Origin of the sequence: Paenibacillus sp. FSL H8-0261 (assembly GCF_045040645.1) — a bacterium.
GTDB lineage: Bacteria > Bacillota > Bacilli > Paenibacillales > Paenibacillaceae > Paenibacillus_AQ.
Genome location: NZ_CP150297.1, coordinates 3,902,236 through 3,924,450 on the forward strand (window position 1 = coordinate 3,902,236; position 22,215 = coordinate 3,924,450).

19 protein-coding genes are annotated in these 22,215 nt (G+C 43.4%); 8 read left to right on the plus strand and 11 right to left on the minus strand.

Features of this window, described 5'->3' with window-relative positions:
* Positions 1-86: 86 nt before the first annotated feature.
* The gene (locus MHI27_RS17350) at positions 87-683 is read right to left on the minus strand and encodes a metalloregulator ArsR/SmtB family transcription factor (protein ID WP_405174296.1); all 597 of its coding nucleotides are present in this window, start codon (positions 681-683) and stop codon (positions 87-89) included.
* A 180-nt stretch (positions 684-863) separates the two neighbouring features.
* On the opposite strand from MHI27_RS17350, the gene MHI27_RS17355 reads away from it, so the two are divergent.
* Together MHI27_RS17355 and MHI27_RS17360 are read left to right on the plus strand one after the other, a co-directional pair.
* On the plus strand, positions 864-1,868 hold the full coding sequence (locus MHI27_RS17355; protein WP_405174297.1) for a YpdA family putative bacillithiol disulfide reductase: 1,005 nt from the start codon (positions 864-866) through the stop codon (positions 1,866-1,868).
* A gap of 1 nt (position 1,869) precedes the next feature.
* Complete coding sequence (locus tag MHI27_RS17360; protein ID WP_405174298.1) at positions 1,870-2,313, plus strand: DUF441 domain-containing protein; 444 nt, start codon at positions 1,870-1,872, stop codon at positions 2,311-2,313.
* 77 nt (positions 2,314-2,390) lie between these two features.
* On the opposite strand, the gene MHI27_RS17365 is transcribed toward MHI27_RS17360, so the two are convergent.
* From MHI27_RS17365 to MHI27_RS17375, 3 genes are all read right to left on the minus strand, one after another.
* A complete protein-coding gene (locus MHI27_RS17365) occupies positions 2,391-3,329 on the minus strand; it encodes a DUF4179 domain-containing protein (protein WP_405174299.1) in 939 nt (312 codons plus the stop codon).
* Complete coding sequence (locus tag MHI27_RS17370; protein ID WP_042194048.1) at positions 3,322-3,840, minus strand: sigma-70 family RNA polymerase sigma factor; 519 nt, start codon at positions 3,838-3,840, stop codon at positions 3,322-3,324. The genes MHI27_RS17365 and MHI27_RS17370 overlap by 8 nt, the downstream gene beginning before the upstream one ends.
* Positions 3,841-3,973: 133 nt before the next feature.
* Entirely contained in the window at positions 3,974-5,722 is a 1,749-nt protein-coding gene (locus MHI27_RS17375; RefSeq protein WP_405174300.1) for an ABC transporter ATP-binding protein, read from the minus strand.
* 124 nt (positions 5,723-5,846) lie between these two features.
* Here MHI27_RS17375 and MHI27_RS17380 point away from each other — a divergent pair, with 124 nt between their 5' ends.
* Positions 5,847-6,362 (plus strand): hypothetical protein, encoded by a 516-nt coding sequence (locus MHI27_RS17380; protein ID WP_042128412.1) that lies wholly within the window; start codon positions 5,847-5,849, stop codon positions 6,360-6,362.
* Between the two features lie 77 nt (positions 6,363-6,439).
* On the opposite strand, the gene MHI27_RS17385 is transcribed toward MHI27_RS17380, so the two are convergent.
* The gene (locus MHI27_RS17385) at positions 6,440-6,757 is read right to left on the minus strand and encodes a HesB/YadR/YfhF family protein (protein WP_042188934.1); all 318 of its coding nucleotides are present in this window, start codon (positions 6,755-6,757) and stop codon (positions 6,440-6,442) included.
* Between the two features lie 546 nt (positions 6,758-7,303).
* Here MHI27_RS17385 and MHI27_RS17390 point away from each other — a divergent pair.
* From MHI27_RS17390 to MHI27_RS17400, 3 genes are all read left to right on the plus strand, one after another.
* Positions 7,304-9,052, plus strand: coding sequence for an ABC transporter ATP-binding protein (locus MHI27_RS17390; protein WP_405174301.1), 1,749 nt, complete (start codon positions 7,304-7,306; stop codon positions 9,050-9,052).
* A 47-nt stretch (positions 9,053-9,099) separates the two neighbouring features.
* Positions 9,100-11,187 (plus strand): ABC transporter ATP-binding protein, encoded by a 2,088-nt coding sequence (locus tag MHI27_RS17395; protein WP_042188937.1) that lies wholly within the window; start codon positions 9,100-9,102, stop codon positions 11,185-11,187.
* Positions 11,188-11,294: 107 nt separating this feature from the next.
* Positions 11,295-12,548, plus strand: coding sequence for a winged helix-turn-helix domain-containing protein (locus tag MHI27_RS17400; RefSeq protein WP_076298839.1), 1,254 nt, complete (start codon positions 11,295-11,297; stop codon positions 12,546-12,548).
* On the opposite strand, the gene MHI27_RS17405 is transcribed toward MHI27_RS17400, so the two are convergent.
* The 3 genes from MHI27_RS17405 to MHI27_RS17415 form a co-directional block, all read right to left on the minus strand.
* Positions 12,525-12,989 carry a hypothetical protein gene (locus MHI27_RS17405; RefSeq protein ID WP_042188942.1) on the minus strand — a complete coding sequence of 155 codons (465 nt, stop codon included), beginning with the start codon at positions 12,987-12,989 and terminating at the stop codon, positions 12,525-12,527. The two genes, MHI27_RS17400 and MHI27_RS17405, sit on opposite strands and share 24 nt — an antisense overlap.
* Positions 12,990-13,230: 241 nt before the next feature.
* The gene (locus MHI27_RS17410; protein WP_042128424.1) at positions 13,231-13,578 is read right to left on the minus strand and encodes a four-helix bundle copper-binding protein; all 348 of its coding nucleotides are present in this window, start codon (positions 13,576-13,578) and stop codon (positions 13,231-13,233) included.
* Positions 13,579-13,672: 94 nt separating this feature from the next.
* Positions 13,673-14,698, minus strand: coding sequence for a CobW family GTP-binding protein (locus tag MHI27_RS17415; RefSeq protein ID WP_405174302.1), 1,026 nt, complete (start codon positions 14,696-14,698; stop codon positions 13,673-13,675).
* A gap of 172 nt (positions 14,699-14,870) precedes the next feature.
* Here MHI27_RS17415 and MHI27_RS17420 point away from each other — a divergent pair, with 172 nt between their 5' ends.
* The gene (locus tag MHI27_RS17420; RefSeq protein WP_405174303.1) at positions 14,871-15,383 is read left to right on the plus strand and encodes a molybdenum cofactor biosynthesis protein B; all 513 of its coding nucleotides are present in this window, start codon (positions 14,871-14,873) and stop codon (positions 15,381-15,383) included.
* A 731-nt stretch (positions 15,384-16,114) separates the two neighbouring features.
* Here the strand turns inward: MHI27_RS17420 and MHI27_RS17425 are convergent.
* The 3 genes from MHI27_RS17425 to MHI27_RS17435 form a co-directional block, all read right to left on the minus strand.
* Positions 16,115-16,819: a hypothetical protein gene (locus tag MHI27_RS17425; protein WP_405174304.1), complete on the minus strand. Its 705-nt coding sequence runs from the start codon at positions 16,817-16,819 to the stop codon at positions 16,115-16,117.
* Between the two features lie 370 nt (positions 16,820-17,189).
* Positions 17,190-19,496, minus strand: coding sequence for a thiamine pyrophosphate-dependent enzyme (locus MHI27_RS17430; RefSeq protein ID WP_076298830.1), 2,307 nt, complete (start codon positions 19,494-19,496; stop codon positions 17,190-17,192).
* Positions 19,497-19,521: 25 nt separating this feature from the next.
* Positions 19,522-20,532, minus strand: a complete 1,011-nt coding sequence (locus MHI27_RS17435) for a 2-oxoacid:acceptor oxidoreductase family protein (protein WP_076283479.1) — start codon at positions 20,530-20,532, stop codon at positions 19,522-19,524.
* 322 nt (positions 20,533-20,854) lie between these two features.
* On the opposite strand from MHI27_RS17435, the gene MHI27_RS17440 reads away from it, so the two are divergent.
* A complete protein-coding gene (locus MHI27_RS17440; RefSeq protein WP_076298829.1) occupies positions 20,855-22,198 on the plus strand; it encodes an amino acid permease in 1,344 nt (447 codons plus the stop codon).
* The last annotated feature ends 17 nt before the right edge of the window (positions 22,199-22,215 follow it).

Sequence of the window (22,215 nt, forward strand, 5' to 3'; positions counted from 1 at the left end):
ACGCTTACAATTCTATTATATTCGAATTCCTCCCTCTTAATCAGCATATTTCCAACAGACACAAATTGTTAACAACTTTATGATCATTATTTGACATCTTCCCAACGTGTCCAAATTTCTTGGGGATTAAGTTCATATTTATCATTCTCACGATACATAAACTGATGCATAATAAATTCACGCCGAATGGTAGCAAAATCTTCATGGAACTGCTTAATAAACTCGTTAATTTCCTTCTCACTATAAACTACCCCTGGCTCTAGCTTCTCAACCATGTACTGAAGTGCGATCAGTTTCTTCTTATATTGTGCCGGGATTTGCCGAAGCCGCCCATCCTTCGAAAAAAAGTTACGCAGCACAGACTCCTTTAGACTATTTTCAGGTGATTTCTCTTCCATATTTCTCGCTCCTTTCGAAAAAATAAACTGAAGTGAAGCCTCAGCGCCACTACTAATGAAATCTGGATTCAACTTAAAATAAACTGTATTTTTGTCACGTCGTTCCTTTATTAGAGCTGCTTCACGCAATTTCGCTGCATGATGAGTTACCGTTGGTTGTGATAAATTCAATTTCTCAGCCAGCGCTTGTCCGTGCATTTCTCCTTGTGACAGAAGCAACAATAAACGAAGACGTGTTGGGTCAGCCAAAGCTTTATGATAGTTCACTATTTTTTCTAACTGCATTGGAATCACACTCCTTCACCTTCATAAGCTAGATACACATTAGATATATATCTAATTATATAACAATCAACATTATGCTTGCAATGGTTATTGTGTTTAATCTTATGCTTATGGCAAAATGAATGAATTTAGGGTAGGATTTAAAGAAAAGATAGTAACAATCAGGAGGTAACCCACTGTATGAAAGATGTAATTATTATCGGTGCAGGTCCTTGCGGCCTCTCGGCAGCTATCGAATGCCAGCGCCAAGGACTGTCCAGTCTCATTATTGAAAAAAGCTTTATCGTACACTCCATTTATTTGTATCCAACAAATATGCAATTCTTCAGTACCGCTGAGTTATTAGAAATCGGAGACGTTCCTTTCACCTCGACCAATGATAAACCATACCGCCATGAAGCTCTTGTCTATTACCGCCGGGCTGCGAAGCAGTATGGTCTAGATATCGCCGCTTACGAAGAAGCGTTATCCATTGAGCCTCTGGAAGATGGAACCTATGCTGTACATACGTCCAATATGCGTGGTGAGCATCACACACGAATCACTGCAAATGTCGTTATCGCTACAGGTTATTTTGATCAACCGAATATGATCGGTATTCCAGGGGAAGAACTTCCTAAAGTTACCCACTATTTCGGTGAAGCCCATCCATATACAGGGATGAAAGTTACTGTCATTGGTGGCAGTAATTCAGCGGTAGATGCAGCACTGGAACTTATGCGCGTTGGAGCTACAGTCGATATGGTCTATCGTGGTGAGAGCATTTCCTCGAATATTAAGCCTTGGGTTCGGCCAATCTTTGAAGGGATGGTACAAAAGGGTAAAATCACTCTACATCTGGAATCACGTGTTACTGAAATTACGGCTTGTTCGGTTATAGTTACGAGTCATAATGGAGACAAAAAATCCATAGATAATGATTTCGTCCTTGCTTTGACAGGCTTCCGGCCTAGCCGGGTGCTTCTCACTTCTGCCGGCGTAGTTATGGATGACGATATGGATAAGCCAGCTTTTAATCCTTCAACTATGGAAAGTAATGTTCCAGGTCTTTATGTTGCTGGAGTAATCGCTTCAGGTCGCAATGCGAATGAAGTATTTATTGAGACAGGACGTGGGCATGGTAAACTTATCGCAGATCACATTCTTGCGAAGCGCAGTTCTCACAATAAGGAGTTGAACGTTTAAGATGGACATGACCTCTTTGCTTTTGCTTGGTCTTGCTGCGCTCGGTATTATAAGCAGTAATTCCCCTGTAACAATAGCAATGGTCGTCCTACTACTGCTAAGAGTTCTTGGCCTGCAGCAGACCTTCCCTTGGCTTGAGAAATATGGTTTAACCATTGGGATTATCATTCTTACGATCGGGGTCATGACGCCCTTGGCCAACGGAAAAATATCGCTACAGATGGTCGGTCAGTCCTTCCTCCACTGGAAGTCTCTTCTTGCGATTGCGATCGGCATTCTCGTCGCTTATCTTGGTGGGCGCGGAGCCATCCTTATGACCAACCAGCCCACAGTTGTTGCGGGTCTCCTGATCGGAACAGTGATTGGCGTTGCATTGTTCAAGGGTGTCCCTGTAGGACCGCTTATCGCAGCCGGTATTTTGTCGCTCTTGATTGGCAAAATGTAAAAGGTGGAGCAACCATTCAACACAAAAATAGAGCAGCAATTCTCCACTATCGAGAGAATCGCTGCTCTATTTTATTTTTATTCAGCCTGAGAAATGGATTGTGGAATCTCCTGAGACGATCGTTTTTCTACAAACAATAGATCACCAACCCCATGCTCTGTTTGAATTTTTTTCAGTTGGGCCAAAGCTTCTGCTTCTGTATTGAAATACCCAGCTTCCACTAGGAATAATCCCTTCTGATCCTTTAATACGCGCACGTTCTCTAACCCGTATAACATCTCTTCAGCCATACCTTGACTCTCGCCGGAAGGCTCTGAGTTTGTTCTAAGTGAATAGATAGAAGTTCCTTCTTCCACGTCACCCTTCTTATCCTTCAATGTAATCGCCACCTGTGCCGGCTCCTTATATTCCTTTACCTCATAAGCAACTGGCTCTTTGAAGGTTACATTGAAACGTATCATCGAGTCATCCAATGTAATTAAAGGATAAGCATCTTGAACATACTTGCTTTCTTTTAATGTCTCAAGATCTTTAACAGCTGAGAAGTTCCTTGCCCCACTCACGGTTACGGTCATTGTATAAGGATTGTCAGTGAATTTTACGTTATAAGAGCTTGCAAGGTCTTGTGTATTGTCCGAATTTGCAAAGTTTAAAATCATTTGATCACTGTTCTTCTGATGTTTCAACGAAATGAAATTGACATCTACTCCATCCTGAATCGTGCCGCCGCCTGCACTTCCATCCGTAAATTTCAATACACTTACCAGCTTACCTAGAACGGGCACTTGATTCATACTATCCGCGAAAGCGGGTACAGTATTTACACCCACTGTAAAAGAAATGATAACTGCTGCTGCAACTGATCCTGTCCATTTTAATCCGCTCATTTTTACTCCTCTTTTCTGTTGTTTATAGCGTTTTCCTCTTTCAATACCTTTTCGAGAAGCTTGTGATACTTCTTCGGGGATTTCAATATCGTTGTATGCTTTCTGTAAACGTTCAAGTTGATTATCCAAAGTACTCACTCCCCTTCATATTAATTTTTAATTTCCCTAATCCCCGATAGATGACGGTTTTCACCGTACTCTCTGGCATGTCCAATACCCCGGCAATTTCCTTTATGGGCAAGTCTTCAAAATACCTCATCACAATGATCATTCTTGATCTTTTATCAAGAACTCTTAGCGCCTCCTGAAGATCAATGACATCCTCTATGGGTTCTGAAGCGTAGCTGCCTTCGGGATCTTTCTCCATATACACGATTTTTTTAGATTTTCGGATAAAGTCCAAGGCACAATTGACGGCTATTTTTGTGAGCCAAGTTTTAAAATATTGAGGTTGCTGCAGTTTATGAATTGAGATGAACGCTTTATAGACGGTCTCCTGTACAATCTCCAGCGCATCATCCTTATTCCTCACATAGGAGTACGCCATACGGTAAAGACGCTCTTGCATCCCGTCTATCAATGCAGTAAAGCTGTCTTCATCACCCGCTATCGCCTTTTCCTCCAGCTCTGTTGTATTCAAGTTCTCACTACCTTTCATGTTGCTTATATTTTTTAGACGCACGTGATATTCAAAAAGACTCAAATGGATTTAAAAAAATGGCCCTCTCTCCCGAGAAGACCACCTAAGTAATTTATTATAATGTTAGATCTTATCATGTATCCAAATGCTGTACGTTAAACAATCTCGCATAACTTCCGTCCAGTCCCATTAGTTCCTCATGTGTACCACGTTCTGTGATTTCACCGTTCTCAAGCACCACGATCTGATCAGCATGTGTAATGGTAGACAGTCTATGCGCAACAATGAGTGTAGTACGTTCAGACGAGAGGGATTGCAGCGCTTGTTGAATTAAATGCTCTGATTCCAGATCCAGCGCTGACGTAGCTTCGTCTAATATAAGAACCTTAGGGTCTTTAAGAAACACCCTTGCTATGGCAACCCGTTGCTTTTGCCCACCGGACAGCTTCACTCCACGTTCTCCCACTTCTGTATCATAGCCTAGCGGCAGCTGCTCAATAAAATCATGCGCATTGGCAGCTCTCGCCGCCGAGAGGACTTGCTCCTCTGTAGCATTAGGATTGCCGAACAAGATATTATCTCGTACAGACCCACTAAATAAGAAATTATCTTGAAGCACCATCCCAACGGCTCTTCGCAAACTCTCCTGCGTCAAACCCTGTATATCCTGACCATCCATCTGGAGGCTACCTTTGCTTATGTCATAGAATCGCGGGATCAAGCTTATGAGAGAGGACTTCCCGCCACCACTCATTCCAACAAAAGCGACCGTCTGACCAGGTTTGATACTTAAATTAATATCCTTCAGTACCCAATCATTTTCTTCGTTGTATTTGAACCAAACATTATGAAAATCAATTTCACCACGTGCATTCGTCAGAGGTCTTGCTCCCGGTTTATCCACGATATCATAAGGCTCGTCCAGCAGCTCAAGCACCCGTTCAAGGGAAGCCGAGGCTTGCGTGAGCACTGTCGAGGAATTAATCAATCGACGCAGCGGCGCATACATCCGGTCCAGATAGCCGAAGAAAGCAACAAAGGTTCCCACAGTCAAATTACCATGAATCACTTGATAACCACCGTATCCGATGACTAGCAGTGGTGCAATATCCGTTAGTGTGTTAATAATCGCGAAGGTAATCGCATTCCAACGAGTTTGAGCCATCGCTTTTTTGAGAAAGTTACCGTTGATATCTTCGAACTGCTTCTGATCCACTTTTTCCATGGTGAAGCTGCGGATGATCGAAATGCCTTGAATCCGTTCATGAAGATAGCCTTGAATGCCAGCCAGAGCCTGTGAACGGTCTTTCGTTAACACTTTAAGTCGTTTATATAGTTTACTTACCGCAAAGGCGTAGAACGGAAGTACAGCGATAGATACTAGCGCCAGCACTGGATTCAAATAAAACATAAAACCAAGCGCAAACACTAGCGTAAATAAATCCAGCCATACATTCATCATTCCGACTTCTACTAAATTTTTAGTCTGTTCCACATCATTTATAAATCTTGAAATCGCTTCGCCCACTTTTGTATTCTGATAATACCGCAGCGATAACCGCTGTAAGTGACTGTATAGCTTATTCCGCATATCGAACAATATCTTACTTGTGATCAGCTGGGCAAAATACTGCCGGTAATACTCCACCGGTCCCCTTACAATTACGAATAAAACAAAAGCGCCTCCGAGGATGAGCATCAATTGCGATACCCGCTCCTGGGCACTCATGGCAGGGTTCATCAGCAGATCATCGACTACGTATTTCAGAATCATAGGCAGTGTCAACGGGATGCTGAACTTGATCATACCTATAAAGAGCGTAAACACAATCCATTTCATGTAAGGCTGTACAAAAGTAAAATATGATTTCCATTGCTTCACAGGGATATTCTGTCCTTTCTCTTTACTGAGTTGCTAAGTACAGTTGACTTTTGCGCTCTACAGTGTTTTTATATTTTTAAGTCCATAAGTACGATAGCAGTACCCGAACTTCAGGAGGATAAAGATGTCTAGACAATTTGTGACGGAAGCCGTCATGATGGCGATTTACGGCCAGCTTCTCATATCGAGCAGCCCTGTAGAATATATAGTGCCTTATACGACCGTGATGGAATTATACGAACTGCGGGACAGTGATGATCCGTTAATGAACCGTCCAGATGATGACAAGCATGTCAAACTCAAGATTGGTGAGCTCATTGCCTATTTTGAAGAGCCACTTAATGCTAAAAAAATCAACCGCTGTCTGGCCGTTCCTTGGGCAAAAAGCTCTGGTATTCTACTAGGCGGACAATCAAAGATTACCATCATTAACAGCATGGATACCGCTGTCTACGGCGAAACGTTCGATCCTATCGAAACGGAGCTTCTATTGTCCTCACAACGTGAGAAGGTGCCTATTCTTACAGATCAATTCGAGCTGATTCAACGCATTATTGAAGGTGGAGTCCCTGTTCAAGTATACGACATTGACGATTTCGATTTTGCTATGGAGGAAGAAACGTTTCGCAATTCGCACTGATTATATCAACACTAGAAAAAGCCCTGCCTTTTGGCAAGGGCTTTTCACATTAGTAAAAAAAAACAAAATTAAGACATTTAAACCTGTACTCCGCCAGGCACCGATTTGGCTTCATACTTATATTCAATGTCATCGTCTGCCTCAGAATACACAATAGTTAAGCCGTAACCTTCCATATACCATAAGTCCTGCTCTTCCATGTAGAACACAATACCGTCTTGTTCAACTTGTATTGCCGGACGTCCTGGTGCCTCCGTCCCGATACCCAGTGAGAAACCAGGGTGAAGTCCACCTCCCGAGCTATAGCGGGGAAATAAACGAATATAGTCTCCATTCTTAAGATCCAGTTCTCTTTTAAACCAAGCTGCCGCTGCTTGACTAATTTCCATGTTCATCTCTCTCAGCTCCTTTGTATAGTCTAATCATACTGAAAATGAATCGATATTCAAACACCTTTATACAATTAATGTTTTCCCAAGCTCTTCAAAAATTAATTTGACAACTTTGCGAACCGAGTGATAAACTCTGATCATAACTAACGGTCTACTAGTTATTACCAAAAGTTATTATTAAATCAATGAAAGGGGTGAGCGCGGTGTTTACGAAGTTACAGCCATATCAAATAACTATTGTTGGAATTTCCAATCAACCGAATACCGAAGCAGCCCAAGTGGTGAAACCATCCTGAAGTTCCCTGCGAGTGTAATTGATCGTATAACTTTAGTTCTTGAAGGTCTCTCACATGCCTGGTGCTGTATAGCACCGTGCGCATGATAGCTGTAAATTACAGGCATATCGTCCGTTTTCGGATGATATGCCTTTTTTGTCGGTTGTCATCTTTGAAGGACGACAACGTCGTTTTTTCGTTGCTGTTGAGATAACCACTTGCGCTTTTTTCCAACATCACAGCTAGTACTTTAACTCGAAAGGAAGGGATTTACTTGTTCTCCGTTCTCCGTAATCTCGGCTGGTTCTTTCGCCGAGAAAAAAGGCGTTACCTGATTGGCCTTATCTTACTTATTGGTGTAGGTGTTCTTGAATTATTCCCCCCACGTCTGCTAGGCAATGCCATTGACGACATAGTACGCGGTTCTATTACTACAGCATCGTTAGCCAAGTACATCGGTATGATCCTCATTTTGCTGCTAGTCATTTATTGGATTACCTACATATGGATGCACAAATTATTCGGAGGCTCCAACCTCGTAGAGCGCCTGCTGCGCTCGAGATTTATGAATCATTTGATGACCATGACCCCGTCGTTTTTCGAACGCAATAGAACCGGCGACCTGATGGCTCGGGCAACCAATGATATCAGAGCTGTCTCAGCTACCGTTGGATTCGGGATGCTCACCCTGGTGGATTCTACAATTTACCTCACTGTCGTACTATTCGCAATGGGTTTTCTTGTCAGCTGGAAGCTGACACTTGCAGCAGTCTTACCATTACCACTAATTGCAATAGCTATGATTTTTTATGGTAAAGCGATCCATGATCGTTACAGCTTAGCACAAGATGCGTTCGGAGATATGAATGATCAGGTTCTCGAGTCTGTCTCAGGTGTGCGAGTTATCCGTGCTTATGTACAAGAGAGACTTGATGAGAAACGATTCTCGGATATTACAGAAGATGTATACAACAAGAACATGGCCGTCGCCCGTGTCGATGCCTTCTTCGAACCGACGATTCGGTTCTGCGTAGGGCTCAGCTACATTATCGGTCTTACCTATGGGATATATCTTGTGTTCCGTAATCAGATCACCCTAGGGGATCTTGTCTCCTTTAACATGTACCTCGGAATGATCGTTTGGCCGATGTTCGCTATTGGAGAGCTTATTAACATCATGCAACGTGGTGGTGCTTCTCTCGAACGTATTGATGAGACGCTAAACTCCAAAGCGGATGTTCAAAGTACGGCCAATCCGGTTCAAGTTGCTAATCCTACCCGAATTGAACTTAACGATGTGACCTTCCGTTATCCCTCATCGACGATTGACAATCTAAGCAATGTCAGTCTGACCTTAAACCAAGGGCAAACACTAGGTGTAGTCGGTCGTACGGGAAGCGGTAAATCAACGCTCCTCAAACAGCTGCTTCGTGAATATCCGACAGGTAATGGTGAAATTCTCATCTCTGGAGTTCCGATTCAACAGATTTCATTGGATCAGCTACACAGCTGGATGGGTTATGTTCCTCAAGAGCAGATCCTTTTCTCCAAATCAGTACGTCAGAATATTCAATTTGGTCTAGACAACGCGGATGACGATACGATCATGAAAGCTATCACAGCTGCCGCCTTCCAAAATGACTTAGGAACATTATCCGATGGTTTAGATACGTTGGTTGGTGAACGTGGAGTATCCTTATCCGGTGGACAAAAACAACGTGTATCCTTATCCAGAGCCTTTATCGCAAATCCAGATGTACTGATTCTGGACGATGCCTTATCCGCTGTTGACGCTCGTACTGAAGCTCAGATCATTGAGAATATTCGCCAAGAGCGTGCGGGAAAGACTACATTGATCTCTACGCACCGCCTCTCTGCTGTTCAACATGCCGACATGATCGTCGTACTTGATAACGGACATATCGTGGAACGTGGTACGCATCAAGAGCTGCTGGATCTGAATGGCTGGTACCGCGAGCAGTATGACCGGCAACAAGTAGAGAATAATTTATCGAATGATTAAAAGACATACTAGCTATGACTATGCAAAACTTTTAGGAGGTGTCACCGTTGACAAAGAGTACAGGCAAACGCCTGCTTGAATACGCATTGACCGCAAAAAAAACCTTTATCGCAGCCCTTCTACTCCTCTCCATCGGGGTAGCGGCTGAACTGGCAGGTCCATTTATTGCCAAAAGCATGATTGACAATCATATGTTGGCCATCGAAAAGCCTTATTTTAGTACTGCATCACCAGATGAGGCGGTTCAGTATAACAACGCTTATTACAAACGCGGAGACCGTTTTGAACCCGGGGAAGCTAAGGGTCAAGAAATTCGCATTCTTCAATCGGGACGAAGTTTCTACTTTATCAATGAAGCCGTAACACAGTCCGATGGTGAGAGAAAGTTCAGTAATGGTGAAATGCATATCACGCGCGGCCAGGATGAAGTCATCTATCCTGCGGTTAAACTTTCAGCGGATGAACTATTTGATTTTTACAAACCTGAGCTCCCTGGTATTTATCAGCTGGTCGGTTTGTACGCTATCTTCCTGGTCATCTCGATCTTTGCCGAATTCGGTAAAACCTATTGGCTGCAATCTTCGGCGAATCAGGTAATCCGAAAACTACGAACAGATGTGTATGCGCATATCCAGCGACTTCCGGTTTACTTTTTTGACAACTTGCCAGCAGGTAAGGTAGTGTCACGTGTAACTAATGATACCGAGGCGATTAAGGATCTATTTATTGCCGTTCTCTCTAATTTCAGTACTGGTATTATTAATATTACTGGTGTATACATCGCCTTGTTCCTGCTCGATGTTCGGCTAGGTCTGATCAGCTTGTTCATCATCCCGATTCTTATTCTTTGGATCGTGCTCTACCGCAAAATCGCTACAAAATACAATACGATCATCCGCTCCCGTCTGAGTGAGATTAACGCTATCATTAATGAATCGATTCAAGGAATGTCCATTGTTCGTATATTCCGCCGTCAGAAGCAGCTTGGTGAAGAATTTGAGCATCTGAACGATGACTACTTGAAATATCAGAATAAAATGCTGAATCTGAATGCCTTCACCTCCCACAACCTGGTGAACTCTCTACGCAGTCTCTCTTTTGTGATGGTGCTTTGGTATTTCGGACATGGCAGTATTACGGGTTCTACATTTGTATCTTTAGGTGTTCTATACGCCTTCGTCGATGTGCTTGGACGTTTGTTCCAACCGATTACAGGTATGGTGAATCAGCTTGCAAATCTCGACACTTCTATGGTGTCTGCGGGTCGTGTGTTTACTCTTATGGATGAGCCTGGGGAGAATGTTACCGATGGTTCCATGCCGCGCTATAAAGGAAAAGTGGAGTTTAAGAACGTATCTTTTGCTTATAAAAAAGACTTCGTCCTTCGCGATATTTCCTTTGAAGCACGCCCAGGCGAAACTGTTGCACTAGTAGGTCACACCGGTTCCGGAAAAAGCTCGATAATCAACTTATTATTCCGGTTCTATGATCCACAGAAAGGTGAAATCACGATTGATGGCCAGAAGGTTACAGATATTCCGAAGCAATGGCTACGCAATCACATGGGGATTGTTCTTCAAGACCCTTACCTCTTCACTGGTACTATTGCTTCCAATGTCAGCCTGGGGGATGAACGAATCTCACGCGAACGGGTTGAACGGGCTTTACGGGAAGTCGGAGCAGATAAATTGCTGGCCCACCTTCCTCAAGGTTTTGATGAACCGGTTATTGAAAAAGGGAGCACCCTTTCTGCAGGTCAGCGGCAATTGATTTCGTTTGCCAGAGCGCTCTCCTTCGACCCAGCTATTCTGATTCTTGATGAAGCTACCTCCAATATCGACACGGAGACAGAAAGCGTCATTCAAGATGCATTAGAAGTCCTCAAAAAAGGACGTACCACATTCATCATCGCGCACCGTCTATCTACAATTCGCAGCGCAGATCAGATTCTTGTTCTGCATCACGGAGAGATCGTAGAGCGCGGTAGCCACGATGAGCTGATGGCACTCGGCGGTAGATACTTCCGGATGTACCAGCTACAAGTAGGTGCTGGTTCTAACAGCATAGACAATAACAATGGTGCACCCTCCCGACCTTCGTTAGGCAGCTTGCAACCATCGTTAGAGAAGATGTAATCGATCCCCTGAGTCACATCCTGTGATTCAGGGTTTTTCTATACTTGATATTAGAACGTTTGTTCTGTAAAATGAAAAATAATACATATAGGTGAAGGAGGCTTTTGATGCGTACATACACTATAACTAAGAAGCAAGCTCGACTTTTTCTCCTGGCTCACCAAAAGTTAACTAGGGGCGCTCTTCCTGCCGGTAAACTTAGTGTTTATGATTACGTTCGTCACGTAGGCTGTATCCAATATGATCCACTTAACATCGCAGGCCATAACCATGAGCTTGTCCTCCAAGCACGAGTTCCCGGTTTCACACCTGAGCAAGCCCAAGAGCTACTGTATCAAGACCGACTTCTAATAGATGGCTGGGACAAGAACATGTCCATTTATTGTACAGAGGACTGGCCTTATTTTAAACGCAGAAGAGAGGCATCAGCCACACGCCATCGGGCCAATGAGCCAGTAATGGCTACAGTAGAACAGGTTCGTGAAGAGCTATTAAAGCGCGGTCCCCTCTCCTCTCTGGATCTAGATGGTAAGGATAAGGTGGATTGGGCTTGGGCTCCGGCTAGATTAACCCGGGCCGCTTTGGAAAGTATGTACTTTTGGGGGGAAGTAGTCGTTCATCATCGTGTTCATACCCGTCGGTATTACGATTTCACTGAACGCCTGCTTCCTCATAATCTTTTAAACACTGAAGACCCTAACCCCACTGATGAACAATTTAATGATTGGTATGTGCTGCGTAGAATAGGTAGCATCGGACTGTTATGGAATAAATCTGGCGACGGATGGCTTGGAATTTCTGGTCTAAAGAGCAAGGAACGTACTGAAGCGATTCAAAGACTGTTAATGGCGGACAGTCTCAGAGAAGTTCTAGTGGAGGGTATTAAACTTCCACTCTACATCCGTAGCATGGACGCTCTAACTTTAGAAGCTGTAATACAGCAGGAGTCTGAAGATGCTGAGAGTCATTCAAGTTATTCGTTTGCGGCTGTCTTGGCTCCACTCGATAACTTGATATGGGATCGAGAGCTGATCCGACAATTATTTGGATTTCATTACCGCTGGGAAGTCTATAAACCAGCCTTGGAACGGGAGTATGGTTATTATGTACTGCCTATATTATATAATGATCGTTTTATTGCGAGATTTGAACCGGTGATGGATAAGAAGAGCCAAACATTGAACATTATGAATTGGTGGTGGGAACCAGGTGAACACCTAACGCCAGAGATGCTTCCGGCATTAGGCGAAGCTCTATCTGCACTGTCACGCTGCGTTAGAGCTTCTAAGATTCATTTTAGACCGGAGGTTGTAGAGGAGTGCGGATTAGAAGGGTTATTAGTGCAAAGTCTCCTCTTCTAACCCCAGTTTCGTGAACATTTCTGTACAATAGCCTTGTAATTTGATTTCTAGCCTTCTTGCTTTATTTTTGAATCGTTTTAACTCCTCAATCATTTTCGCCCTTCCAGCGGGGGTGAACGTTTCTTGTATCCGTTCCTTGAAATAATCATGAACGATATGGTTACGCTGCTTCCACACTTCTTCTAGCTGAGCGGTTTCTTGCTCTGAGAAAGGAAAGTGATGCTGGATTTCTTTGATGAGTTGACCGAGTGAATTGCTGAGTTTTCGCTGATACAAATCAGTCAGATCTGCTTCAGTGGGCGTCTTCCCTTGTGATAATTTGGTGAGCAATAACAAATTGGTCAACTGCTGTTCTAGAGCTTGACCATAATAAACTGCTAGTCCAAAATACGCAAATAACTCCTTGGATTGTTCACTCTCTGGTACTTGTGTATGCTTCATCTTTCCCCTCCACTTCTATTCGGCCTGCCAGAGCTATAATAAACTGATATCATCCAGGTGATTCGGAGAAGTTTATGTTCGCTTCATATCTACTGTTAATTCTCCAGTTCCCTACATATTTCCTCTTCTAGAAACGAAATTTAATCTAGCCTTGTGCTAAAAAGAAAAACAGACCATGCTGTACATCCACAGCAATGGTCTGGTCATTTGCTTATTATATAGTTAGGTTGGGTATACAACCTTACGCGTATACTTCAACCGCATCGCTAATCAAACGACACGCCTCAGCACATCTACGGCAGGCATCAATACATTCCTGACAATGTGTATGTATATGCTTGCTGCTTTCATCTGCACAGGCTTCACAAATTTCGGCACACAGACGGAGAATTCCGGCTACAAACGGACTTTGGCGAGTCATCGCTTGTACGGCATATGAACAAATATCCGCACATTCACGATCTAGCCGCATGCTTTCACGCAGAGAAGCAAGATCATATTCTTTTAGGCTTGAGACATAGCTATAATTACAGGCATTCATACTTTCTAAACAAGCGTCAATGCACTCCTGATATTGAATTCGGGTCATAGCCTTAAACCTCCTGTATTTTTATAGGGTATGCGATACTATTAACCTACAAGATTAGGAATGAACCATTACAACTTCTGACAAGGAGATCTGATTATAGACTTCTCTTAACTGTACTAGGACGAACGAAGGTACGTCCCTCCATCTCCAGTAACCTAGTGCGCAGTTCATTTGATGAGAAATGTTCGCCGATAAATACGGCAACGTCAGGCACTTCGCCTTGTGGTGTGATTTTCATAAAATCAGCTTCACGATAGGCATATTGGAAAAGAAACCGGCTGGAGGTGTCATTAAAGGTCACAATACCTTTAGCTCTGTAAACATCACGCGGCAATTCCTTAACGAATTGTTCGAATTCTTCACTGTTTACTGAACGTTTAAAATAATGTGTGTACGCCATCACATGATCGTGGCTAGTATGTGTGCCACCAGTAGTGTGTTCATCTTCATCATGCAAGAAGCTTTCGCTCGCGTCCTCAACCTCTTCCAGCTGTTTATCCGTAAGAACTCCACCTGCATCACGCAGCAGTTCCTCCGGTTCCACCTCACAACGCACAGTTGGCAGAATGGGTGCATAAGCGTTCCATTTCCGCAGTACAGCGTTAACCTCCTCCGCCTCTTCAGCGGTTACACGGTCAATTTTATTCAATAGCAAGACAGAAGCGCAGCGAATCTGCTCCTGCATCAAACGATAAGTTGCCCCCTGCTGTGCGCGATACAGTTCAAGAAGATGCGCGGCGTCAACGACGGTGATCAAGCTTTTCAGTTCTACTTTTTGATACAACGAAATCTCGGTTACGCCATCCACAATTTCCAGCGGATTCGCAGCGCCTGTTGCCTCGATCACTACGACATCCGGAGTCTCCTTCTTGATCAGTGATGCGAGTTCTGTACTAAGATCACTTCGGATAGAACAGCATATGCATCCACCAAGTAGTTCTGCCATAGGGACAGTTTGCTCAACTAACAATCCATCTAAATTCACTTCACCCAGCTCATTCATCACTACTGCAGGGCGTAAACCCTGATTTTTCCAATGATCTAGTAGGCGCTGCAGCAGTGTTGTTTTGCCGCTCCCCAGAAATCCTGACAATATATACACAGGTACGACCTGTTCCATGTTTCATCGCTCCCCAGCAAATTACAGTTATGTGTAGCGAGTGTACTACATGCGCGCGAAGCACGCAAGCGGCACCCCAAATTCCTGCTGAATTTTGTGAGTACAAGTAAGCTTGTCTTTACTTCTGCCATACCCTATCATGATAACATCTCTAATCTAGGAGTTGAGCCATTTGTCATCTGTTGAAGAACATCGGAAAGAAGCGCCTCAAACCGTTTCCTGCTATATCATTACTGTCTCGGACACCAGAACTATTGAAACAGATACCGGAGGAGCTTTGATTAATTCTATGCTCGAAGAAGCCGGGTATGAAGTGATAGGCAGCACCATTACGAAAGATAATTATCAAGATATTCGTGAGCTATTATATAAATGTGTTGACCACGCTGGAATAGAAGCTGTACTCCTGACAGGTGGAACAGGGATTTCTCCACGGGATACGACGTATGAAGCTGTTGCCTCTTTGCTAGATAAAACATTACCTGGCTTCGGTGAAATTTTTCGGATGCTAAGCTTCACAGAGGACATCGGTTCGGCAGCTATTCTTAGTCGAGCCATTGCAGGCACCATGGGAAAGACCGCTATCTTTTCTATGCCCGGCTCTACTGGAGCCGTAAAACTGGCTATGGAACGGCTAATTATCCCGGAACTTCGCCATGTTATGCGTGAAATTTACAAGCGTTAAGCAAATACCCATTTTTAAATACAATAGACAAACAACCAAGCAGGCTTTTGTTCTGTGCGTATAATACGGTAAGTCCACACACAAAAGGAGCTGAAGGAAATGTCTGAATGTCCAAAATGCCCGGCCCAAACGGTTACTGACCCACCTAAGGTGGTTTATCAAGATCACTTCCACCCACAAGTAGTAAATGTGATTCATCCAGTTGAAATCGTAAGACGTCACCACTGTGTACCAGTACCTCGCCATTGCTACACTTATTCTGTTAAAGATGTATTTGTTGATAACTCCATGATGCCTAGAGGCGGAAGATAACTCTACTTCACAACACTATTAAAAGTCCCCTATAAATGAGAGACAGACCCGTGCAAAATGCATTGGGTCTTCTCTCGCTTTTTTCTGTAGAAAACATTTGACTGCTTGTGTATTATTCTATTTTCATAGATTCGCTGCTTTGTGTATTTAGATTATATTCCCAGAGTCTGTCGGACCCAGTTGACATTATTCGCTAGTTTTCAGCCTTTTTAGAAGAGTTTCGGACTTCAGAGTCCCTATTTCTTCGAAAAGGGCTCTTTTTTGTTGTTTTTCATGCTAATAGCTGCACTGGGGTCCGTTAACATTTGAAATGTGCAAAAAAGCTGCGTTTAAGGTCAACTGTGTCCGATATTGACTTTTTACGCGTAAATATCCCTTCATAAGTCGTAGTTTAGTGAATAACCTCCATTTTTATATGATCAAGGGATCTGTGGATTAAATGTTTTCAACCGATCAAACTCATATATCTTCCGCAGATAGTAGGGTTCCTTCTCATTCTCTCTTTCAAACACACCCATGTATCCAACCTCATTAAAAAAAACGTATTCCAATGTAACCCGCTGATCTGGGCGGTTAGATTGCCAATAATAATGTAATTCTAACGGAGCCTCATACCATAACCAATCTAAATCCTTAATTGCTACATCTCTATGCTGGAGAACCCATATACTGAAGGCTACATGAGGATCCTCTACAGGTATTTCTGACTTTGGATTATTAACTTTTAATTGATTTACAGACGTCCGAAGTACATCGTTAATATCTGATTCGACGGAAAATTGTGAAACGGATTTAATCTGATTAAATTGCTCAGTATATTTATTAGCCTTCGTTAGCTCATGGATTTCATTCAAACTAATCTTAGGACCATAGAAAATAACACAGACACTAATCAACCCAAAAATAAGTGCTTTTGAAAAAAGAAACTGCTTCTTTTTTTTCATAACAATCAATCCAATGATAAAACCCACAGGAATCAGTAACCCAAAGAAATTGACGTAGAACTCACAAAGTAAAAAAGCCCCAATAATTAACGCCCAATCCTTTAATCTCAATGTTTTTCGCTGATCCCAATAGGAAACTAGTAAAGAAACAATAAAACAAATCCAAAAGATCCAGCTCATTAAAATCAGTTCTCCTCTCTCCTACATTCTCCATATAATACCACATCCAAGGTGGCACCAAGAGGACTCCCAGCATGTCTTACAACTCCAAATTATTACTCAGCCCTTAAAAAAGAATCTGGATAATTGGCTACAAATTGAATCATGACATCAGAGATCTCCCATCTAAAGAAGGACGCTTTGTGAATTCTGTTCATAAGCATTCCGATCTTCCGAACCCTTGAACCCCCCTGAATCTCCTGTACAGCATCCACATACGAAGTATTAGCGATAATTTTGACGTATTTAATGTCAATGACAAATCTGTTCTATAAAGTTAAATAAAAAATAACCCGACAGACTAATCTGCCGGGTTATGAATCATTATATTTTACAAATCAGGATGCTCATGTTTCGCTTTCAGACGATTCCAGCGACGCTCCACTTCTGCCTCGAAGCTGCGTAAAGCTGGCTCATTCTCAGGCTTCAGTAAATGACGGGTTTTGCCCATTGTCTTCAACCAAGCGGAGAGCTCAACGCGTTTGCCCTTATCCTCTGGATTGTACGTAATATTCGTAGAACCGTGCTCCACTTCATATAGAGGGAAGAAGCAAGATTCAACAGCCAGCGAAACGATGTTGGTACCCTCTTTATCCTCAGACATCCAGTTCAGTGGGCATGCGATCAGGATTTTACCGTACACAAGTCCTTCGTTCTGAGCGTACCATTGTGCTTTTGCCGCTTTCTTCACAAGATCCTGCGGGTAAGCTTCGGAACCTGTGAAGACATATGGAATGTTAGTAGCTGCCATGATTTGCGCAGTATCCTTATGCTGTGTAACTTTACCTTGCTGATTCTTACCAATGCTGGATGTAGATGTACGATGACCCAGTGGTGTGGAATAGGACTGCTGTGCACCTGTGTTCATGTAACCTTCGTTATCGTACTCTACGATAATCATTTTGTGACCGCGTAGTGCAGCCCCAATCGCAGGTCCCATTCCGATGTCCATACCGCCATCACCAGTTACCATTACAAATGTGAAGTCGTCTTGAAGCCCAAGTCCGTCCAATTCACCACGGCGTTTGCGTTCCCAGAACATTTCTACGACACCGGATAAGGTAGCTGCACCATTTTGGAACAGGTTATGAATAAACGTAGATTTATGAGAAGAATATGGATAACCCGTAGTTGTTACCATCGCACAACCCGTGTGATAAAGCGCTACGATATCCCCTTCGATGCCTTTGAAGAACGTCTCCAGTCCTGAGAAAATCCCACAGCCTGGACAAGCGCCATGACCTGGTGCAAGCCGTTTAGGTTTCTTCGTCAAGCTGCGCAGTGGGGGTATCCGCACACTTAATTTCCCTGTTGCTTCATCCTGTTTAACCGTAATTAATCCTGTCTTCAGCGAATCAAAGTCCATCGGCTTCAATAGACGCTGTGGCGCTTTGTCCGGTGCACCTGGATTGTGACCATAGTAGTCAAATGGAACTTCAACACGGTCTGCAGCAACGGCATCCAATGCTAATTGGAAGAATGCATGACCATCTTCTGCGTAGAAGTCCTTACCGCCCAACCCGTAAATACGGCTAATTACCTTTGTAGTAGTGTTACCATAGGTGAACAAGGCTGCCTTGATCTCATTTACCATATTACCGCCGTGACCACCAACCGAATCCGCACGGTCGCCTACGGTGATTGCCTTAACATTTTTCAGCGCTTCAGCCATTTGCTTCTGCGGGAAAGGACGAATCATATTCGGCGAAATTGCACCTGCTTTGATCCCTTGCAAACGAAGCTGATCCACAACATCTTTAATAATCTCTGAGGCAGAGTTCATCAAGAATACGGCTACTTCCGCATCTTCCATCCGATACTCTTCGATCATTGGATAGTGGCGTCCAGTCAATTCAGCGAATTCCTTAGCAATTTCTTCGAAGACTTCACCCGCATTATACATCGCTACCGACTGCTGATAACGGTTGTTGATATAATCAGGTTCGTTCATGTAAGGACCTACGGTAACTGGATTATTGCGGTCTAGTGTATCTGTGAAGCCTACCGGTGGTTGTGGGCCAACGAATTTATGAACATCCTCACGGTGAGTAAATGCCTGTACTCGACGTTTCTGGTGAGAAGTAAAATACCCATCTGATGCTACCATTACTGGAAGACGCACTTTGGCGTGCTCAGCAAGCTTAAGTGCCATCAGATTCATATCATAAACGGATTGTGGATCACGGCACATCAGAATCGGCCAGCCCGTATTTAGCGCAAAATACAAATCAGAATGGTCACCATGAATATTAAGCGGACCGGATATCGAGCGGCAGATCAAATTCATTACCATAGGCATCCGTGTACCAGCTTGTACCGGCAATTGCTCTAGCATGAACATATAACCTTGAGCACTGGTAGCATTAAATACACGTCCACCAGCCGTCGAAGCCCCATAACAGATTCCTGCAGAACTGTGTTCGCCATCTGATGGAATAAGCATAATATCATGCTGACCGTTCGCTTTCATGGTATCTAGAAATTGAGCGACTTCTGTCGATGGGGAGATCGGAAAATAACCCATGACATGATAATTTATCTGATGGGCTGCATAAGCCGCCATTTCATTGCCGGATTCATATAGGAATTTCTGCTCAACCTTCGTAGAGCTTACTTCTTTTTCATAATCAATAGCCACGTGTGTTCCACCTTTCCTCCGTTAATTAAGCCTCAGTAACAAGATCAAAAATATGCCGGACCGTATGGCTCTCAGCGTAGCCATCTTCCTCGCGTTCGCCAGACAAAGCCGTTGTAGGACAAGCTTCTACGCATTTTAAACAGCCTTTGCAGTATTGATAATCGATGCCTTGCAGGAACATTTGCGGACGTCCCTTCTTATCAGGCTGCTCATCCCAAACAAAACATAAATCAGGACATACCGTATCGCACTGCGCACAATGAATACAATCCTCTAATTTAAAATGAGGCAATAAACCGGATCTTGAAATGCTAAGATTCTTTAAAAAGCTGCTGCCAGGATTCGTAATGGTACCACCAATAGGCTGAGTTTCATAACCTAAGGCCGAAATATCGGACCGAACGAACTCAGGCATAATCGCACCTTCAGGCAAAGGGAAATGCATGAAAGTAACTTCATTAAATCCACGTTCGAAAGTAGTTAGTGCGGATTGAACAGCCTGCGGATATTTTTTGCCAAGTGATTTCTCGATAACCCCCTTCATAATTTCAGGATCCAAGAAATCACACATCCGGAACAACGCACCTAACATTGCCATGTTTACGCGGTTCTTCTCATCTAATGCGATCGATGTAGCATCAACGACAGCTATAGTTCCTGCCATCATGTTCAGGGAGGACTTCAATTCTTCTGGCGACTTAGCCGAGTTCACTAGCACCGTGCTATGATCATAAATTCCGCTAGTCACGTTGACGGTCTTTGCCAACGCTTCATGGAATATGCCTACGACGTGAGGTCGTTCTACCGGTGAAGTGTCACGAATATGTGTGTTCAAATCACAAAAACGGATATGTGCCTTTACCGCTGATCCCTTTTTCTCAGAACCATAGGATGAAAAGCTCACTCCATTCATTCCAGCACCGACAACGCCTGCTTCTGCAAGCATTTTACCAGCTAAGTTCGCGCCTAGCCCTCCAATTGATTCCAGACGAATCTCAAAAAATCCGAGTTCGTTCACTTTTGGTAACTGTACCACCGACATAGCCCCTTTCAGAATGTCATCAGTATAATATCCTTTTGACTTTTTCAACGATTGTATCTTGATTTTGCAAGTCGCGAAGTGACAAATCTTGCATTTTCCATGTGTTACCTAAGCTTATTTAGCTACTTTTATTTAGCAATAAAATTAAAAATTAAGATGTTAAATTCATCACATTCTGCATGATAAATATCACACTCCAGTGAAAAGTCGCGCCTCTTCATAAAAATGTGTGTTATTTTTACTTTTCAACTAGTCCGTTTCAGGATAAACTGATGCTTGGTGTAATTTTTCGAAGACAGCTTAGGAGGCATTAATTGTGAAGTCAAACGAAGCATCATTACAGAAGAAATTGCTTCCTCGGCATATCAGCTTTATGGCGATGGGCGGAGTAATCGGTACGGGGATTTTTAAAGGAAGTTCTGAGACCATAAGTATTGCCGGACCTGCGGTTATTCTTACTTATGTATTAGCAGGCCTGCTACTCTTAGTGGTCATGGGGGCAATAGCCGAAATGGCTACGGTGTACCCGAATAGGAATATGAAGGACTTCATACGTGAGGCTTTTGGAGAACGACTCTCCTTTATCGTGGGCTGGTTATATTGCTTCATGTGGTTGACCGTTTGTGTGATTGAAGTGCTGGCAGCAGGCAGCTTCTTGCAATACTGGTTACCGGATGTTCCTTTATGGCTGCTCAGTCTTGCAAGTGGCGCTTTAATTATCGGCATCAACATGATGAGTGTAGGTGGTTATGGAGAAACGGAGTTTTGGTTAGCAGGTATCAAAATTGCTATGATCATCATCTTCATTATCTTAGGAAGCTCATTAATTTTCGGGCTGTTGCCAATGACTGAAGCTACGCCTTACTTACACAACTTTACAGACTATGGTGGATTTCTCCCACGAGGCTGGACCCCCATCTTCTCTGCCCTTCTTGTCGTTATGTTCTCCTACGGTGGGTCAGAGTTGATTGGACTTACCTTGACGGAGACACAGGATGCAGAGAAGGTCTTACCTAAGGTTGTCAAAAGCTTCATTCTGCGCGTTATTCTGTTCTATACCTTGCCGATCCTAATCATCTGTGGATTAATACCATGGAATCAACTGAATGAGCATACAAGCCCGTTTGTTCAGGTATTAGCCGCAACAGGACTTAAGGGTGCCGATCACATCATGAACTTTATTCTGATTACAGCGGTGCTCTCTGCGGCCAATTCTGGTATTTATGGCGCCACTCGGATGCTGCATTCTATGGCGTCACAGGGCGAAGCACCACGCAGCTTGGCAAAAACCTCTGCAAAAGGTGTACCCATCAACAGTCTGAAGCTCTGTGCCGTTGTTCTTGTTATTGGTTCCTTGTTAGCGTACTTCGCCCAGGATGGATTGTTCCGTTTGCTAATGGCTGTTCCAGGCTTTGTGGTTATTCTCGTATGGATCAGCATTTGTATGTCACAACTTAAACTGAGAAAATCTTATCCGAAAGAACCAACCTTTAAGGTATGGGGATTCCCTTATATAACCGTTGTTACACTGGTTTGTTTAACTGTTATCGCGGTTTCTTTTCTCTTCGATGTTCAGAACCGTATCAGTATAGGAACATGCCTAGCAGTTCTGTTGATGCTTACGATCTGGTCCTTCGTGAAATTTAAGAAGAAAAACTGAAGTATTTAGCTTGGCTG

Excerpts from the sequence above, each read along its gene's own strand:
- MHI27_RS17360 (WP_405174298.1), top strand. The coding sequence starts at position 1,870 with ATGGACATGACCTCTTTGCTTTTGCTTGGTCTTGCTGCGCTCGGTATT.
- MHI27_RS17415 (WP_405174302.1), bottom strand. The coding sequence starts at position 14,698 with ATGGAACAGGTCGTACCTGTGTATATATTGTCAGGATTTCTGGGGAGC.
- MHI27_RS17425 (WP_405174304.1), bottom strand. The coding sequence starts at position 16,819 with ATGAGCTGGATCTTTTGGATTTGTTTTATTGTTTCTTTACTAGTTTCC.
- MHI27_RS17400 (WP_076298839.1), top strand. The coding sequence starts at position 11,295 with ATGCGTACATACACTATAACTAAGAAGCAAGCTCGACTTTTTCTCCTG.
- MHI27_RS17405 (WP_042188942.1), bottom strand. The coding sequence starts at position 12,989 with ATGAAGCATACACAAGTACCAGAGAGTGAACAATCCAAGGAGTTATTT.
- MHI27_RS17385 (WP_042188934.1), bottom strand. The coding sequence starts at position 6,757 with ATGAACATGGAAATTAGTCAAGCAGCGGCAGCTTGGTTTAAAAGAGAA.
- MHI27_RS17350 (WP_405174296.1), bottom strand. The coding sequence starts at position 683 with ATGCAGTTAGAAAAAATAGTGAACTATCATAAAGCTTTGGCTGACCCA.
- MHI27_RS17380 (WP_042128412.1), top strand. The coding sequence starts at position 5,847 with ATGTCTAGACAATTTGTGACGGAAGCCGTCATGATGGCGATTTACGGC.
- MHI27_RS17410 (WP_042128424.1), bottom strand. The coding sequence starts at position 13,578 with ATGACCCGAATTCAATATCAGGAGTGCATTGACGCTTGTTTAGAAAGT.
- MHI27_RS17355 (WP_405174297.1), top strand. The coding sequence starts at position 864 with ATGAAAGATGTAATTATTATCGGTGCAGGTCCTTGCGGCCTCTCGGCA.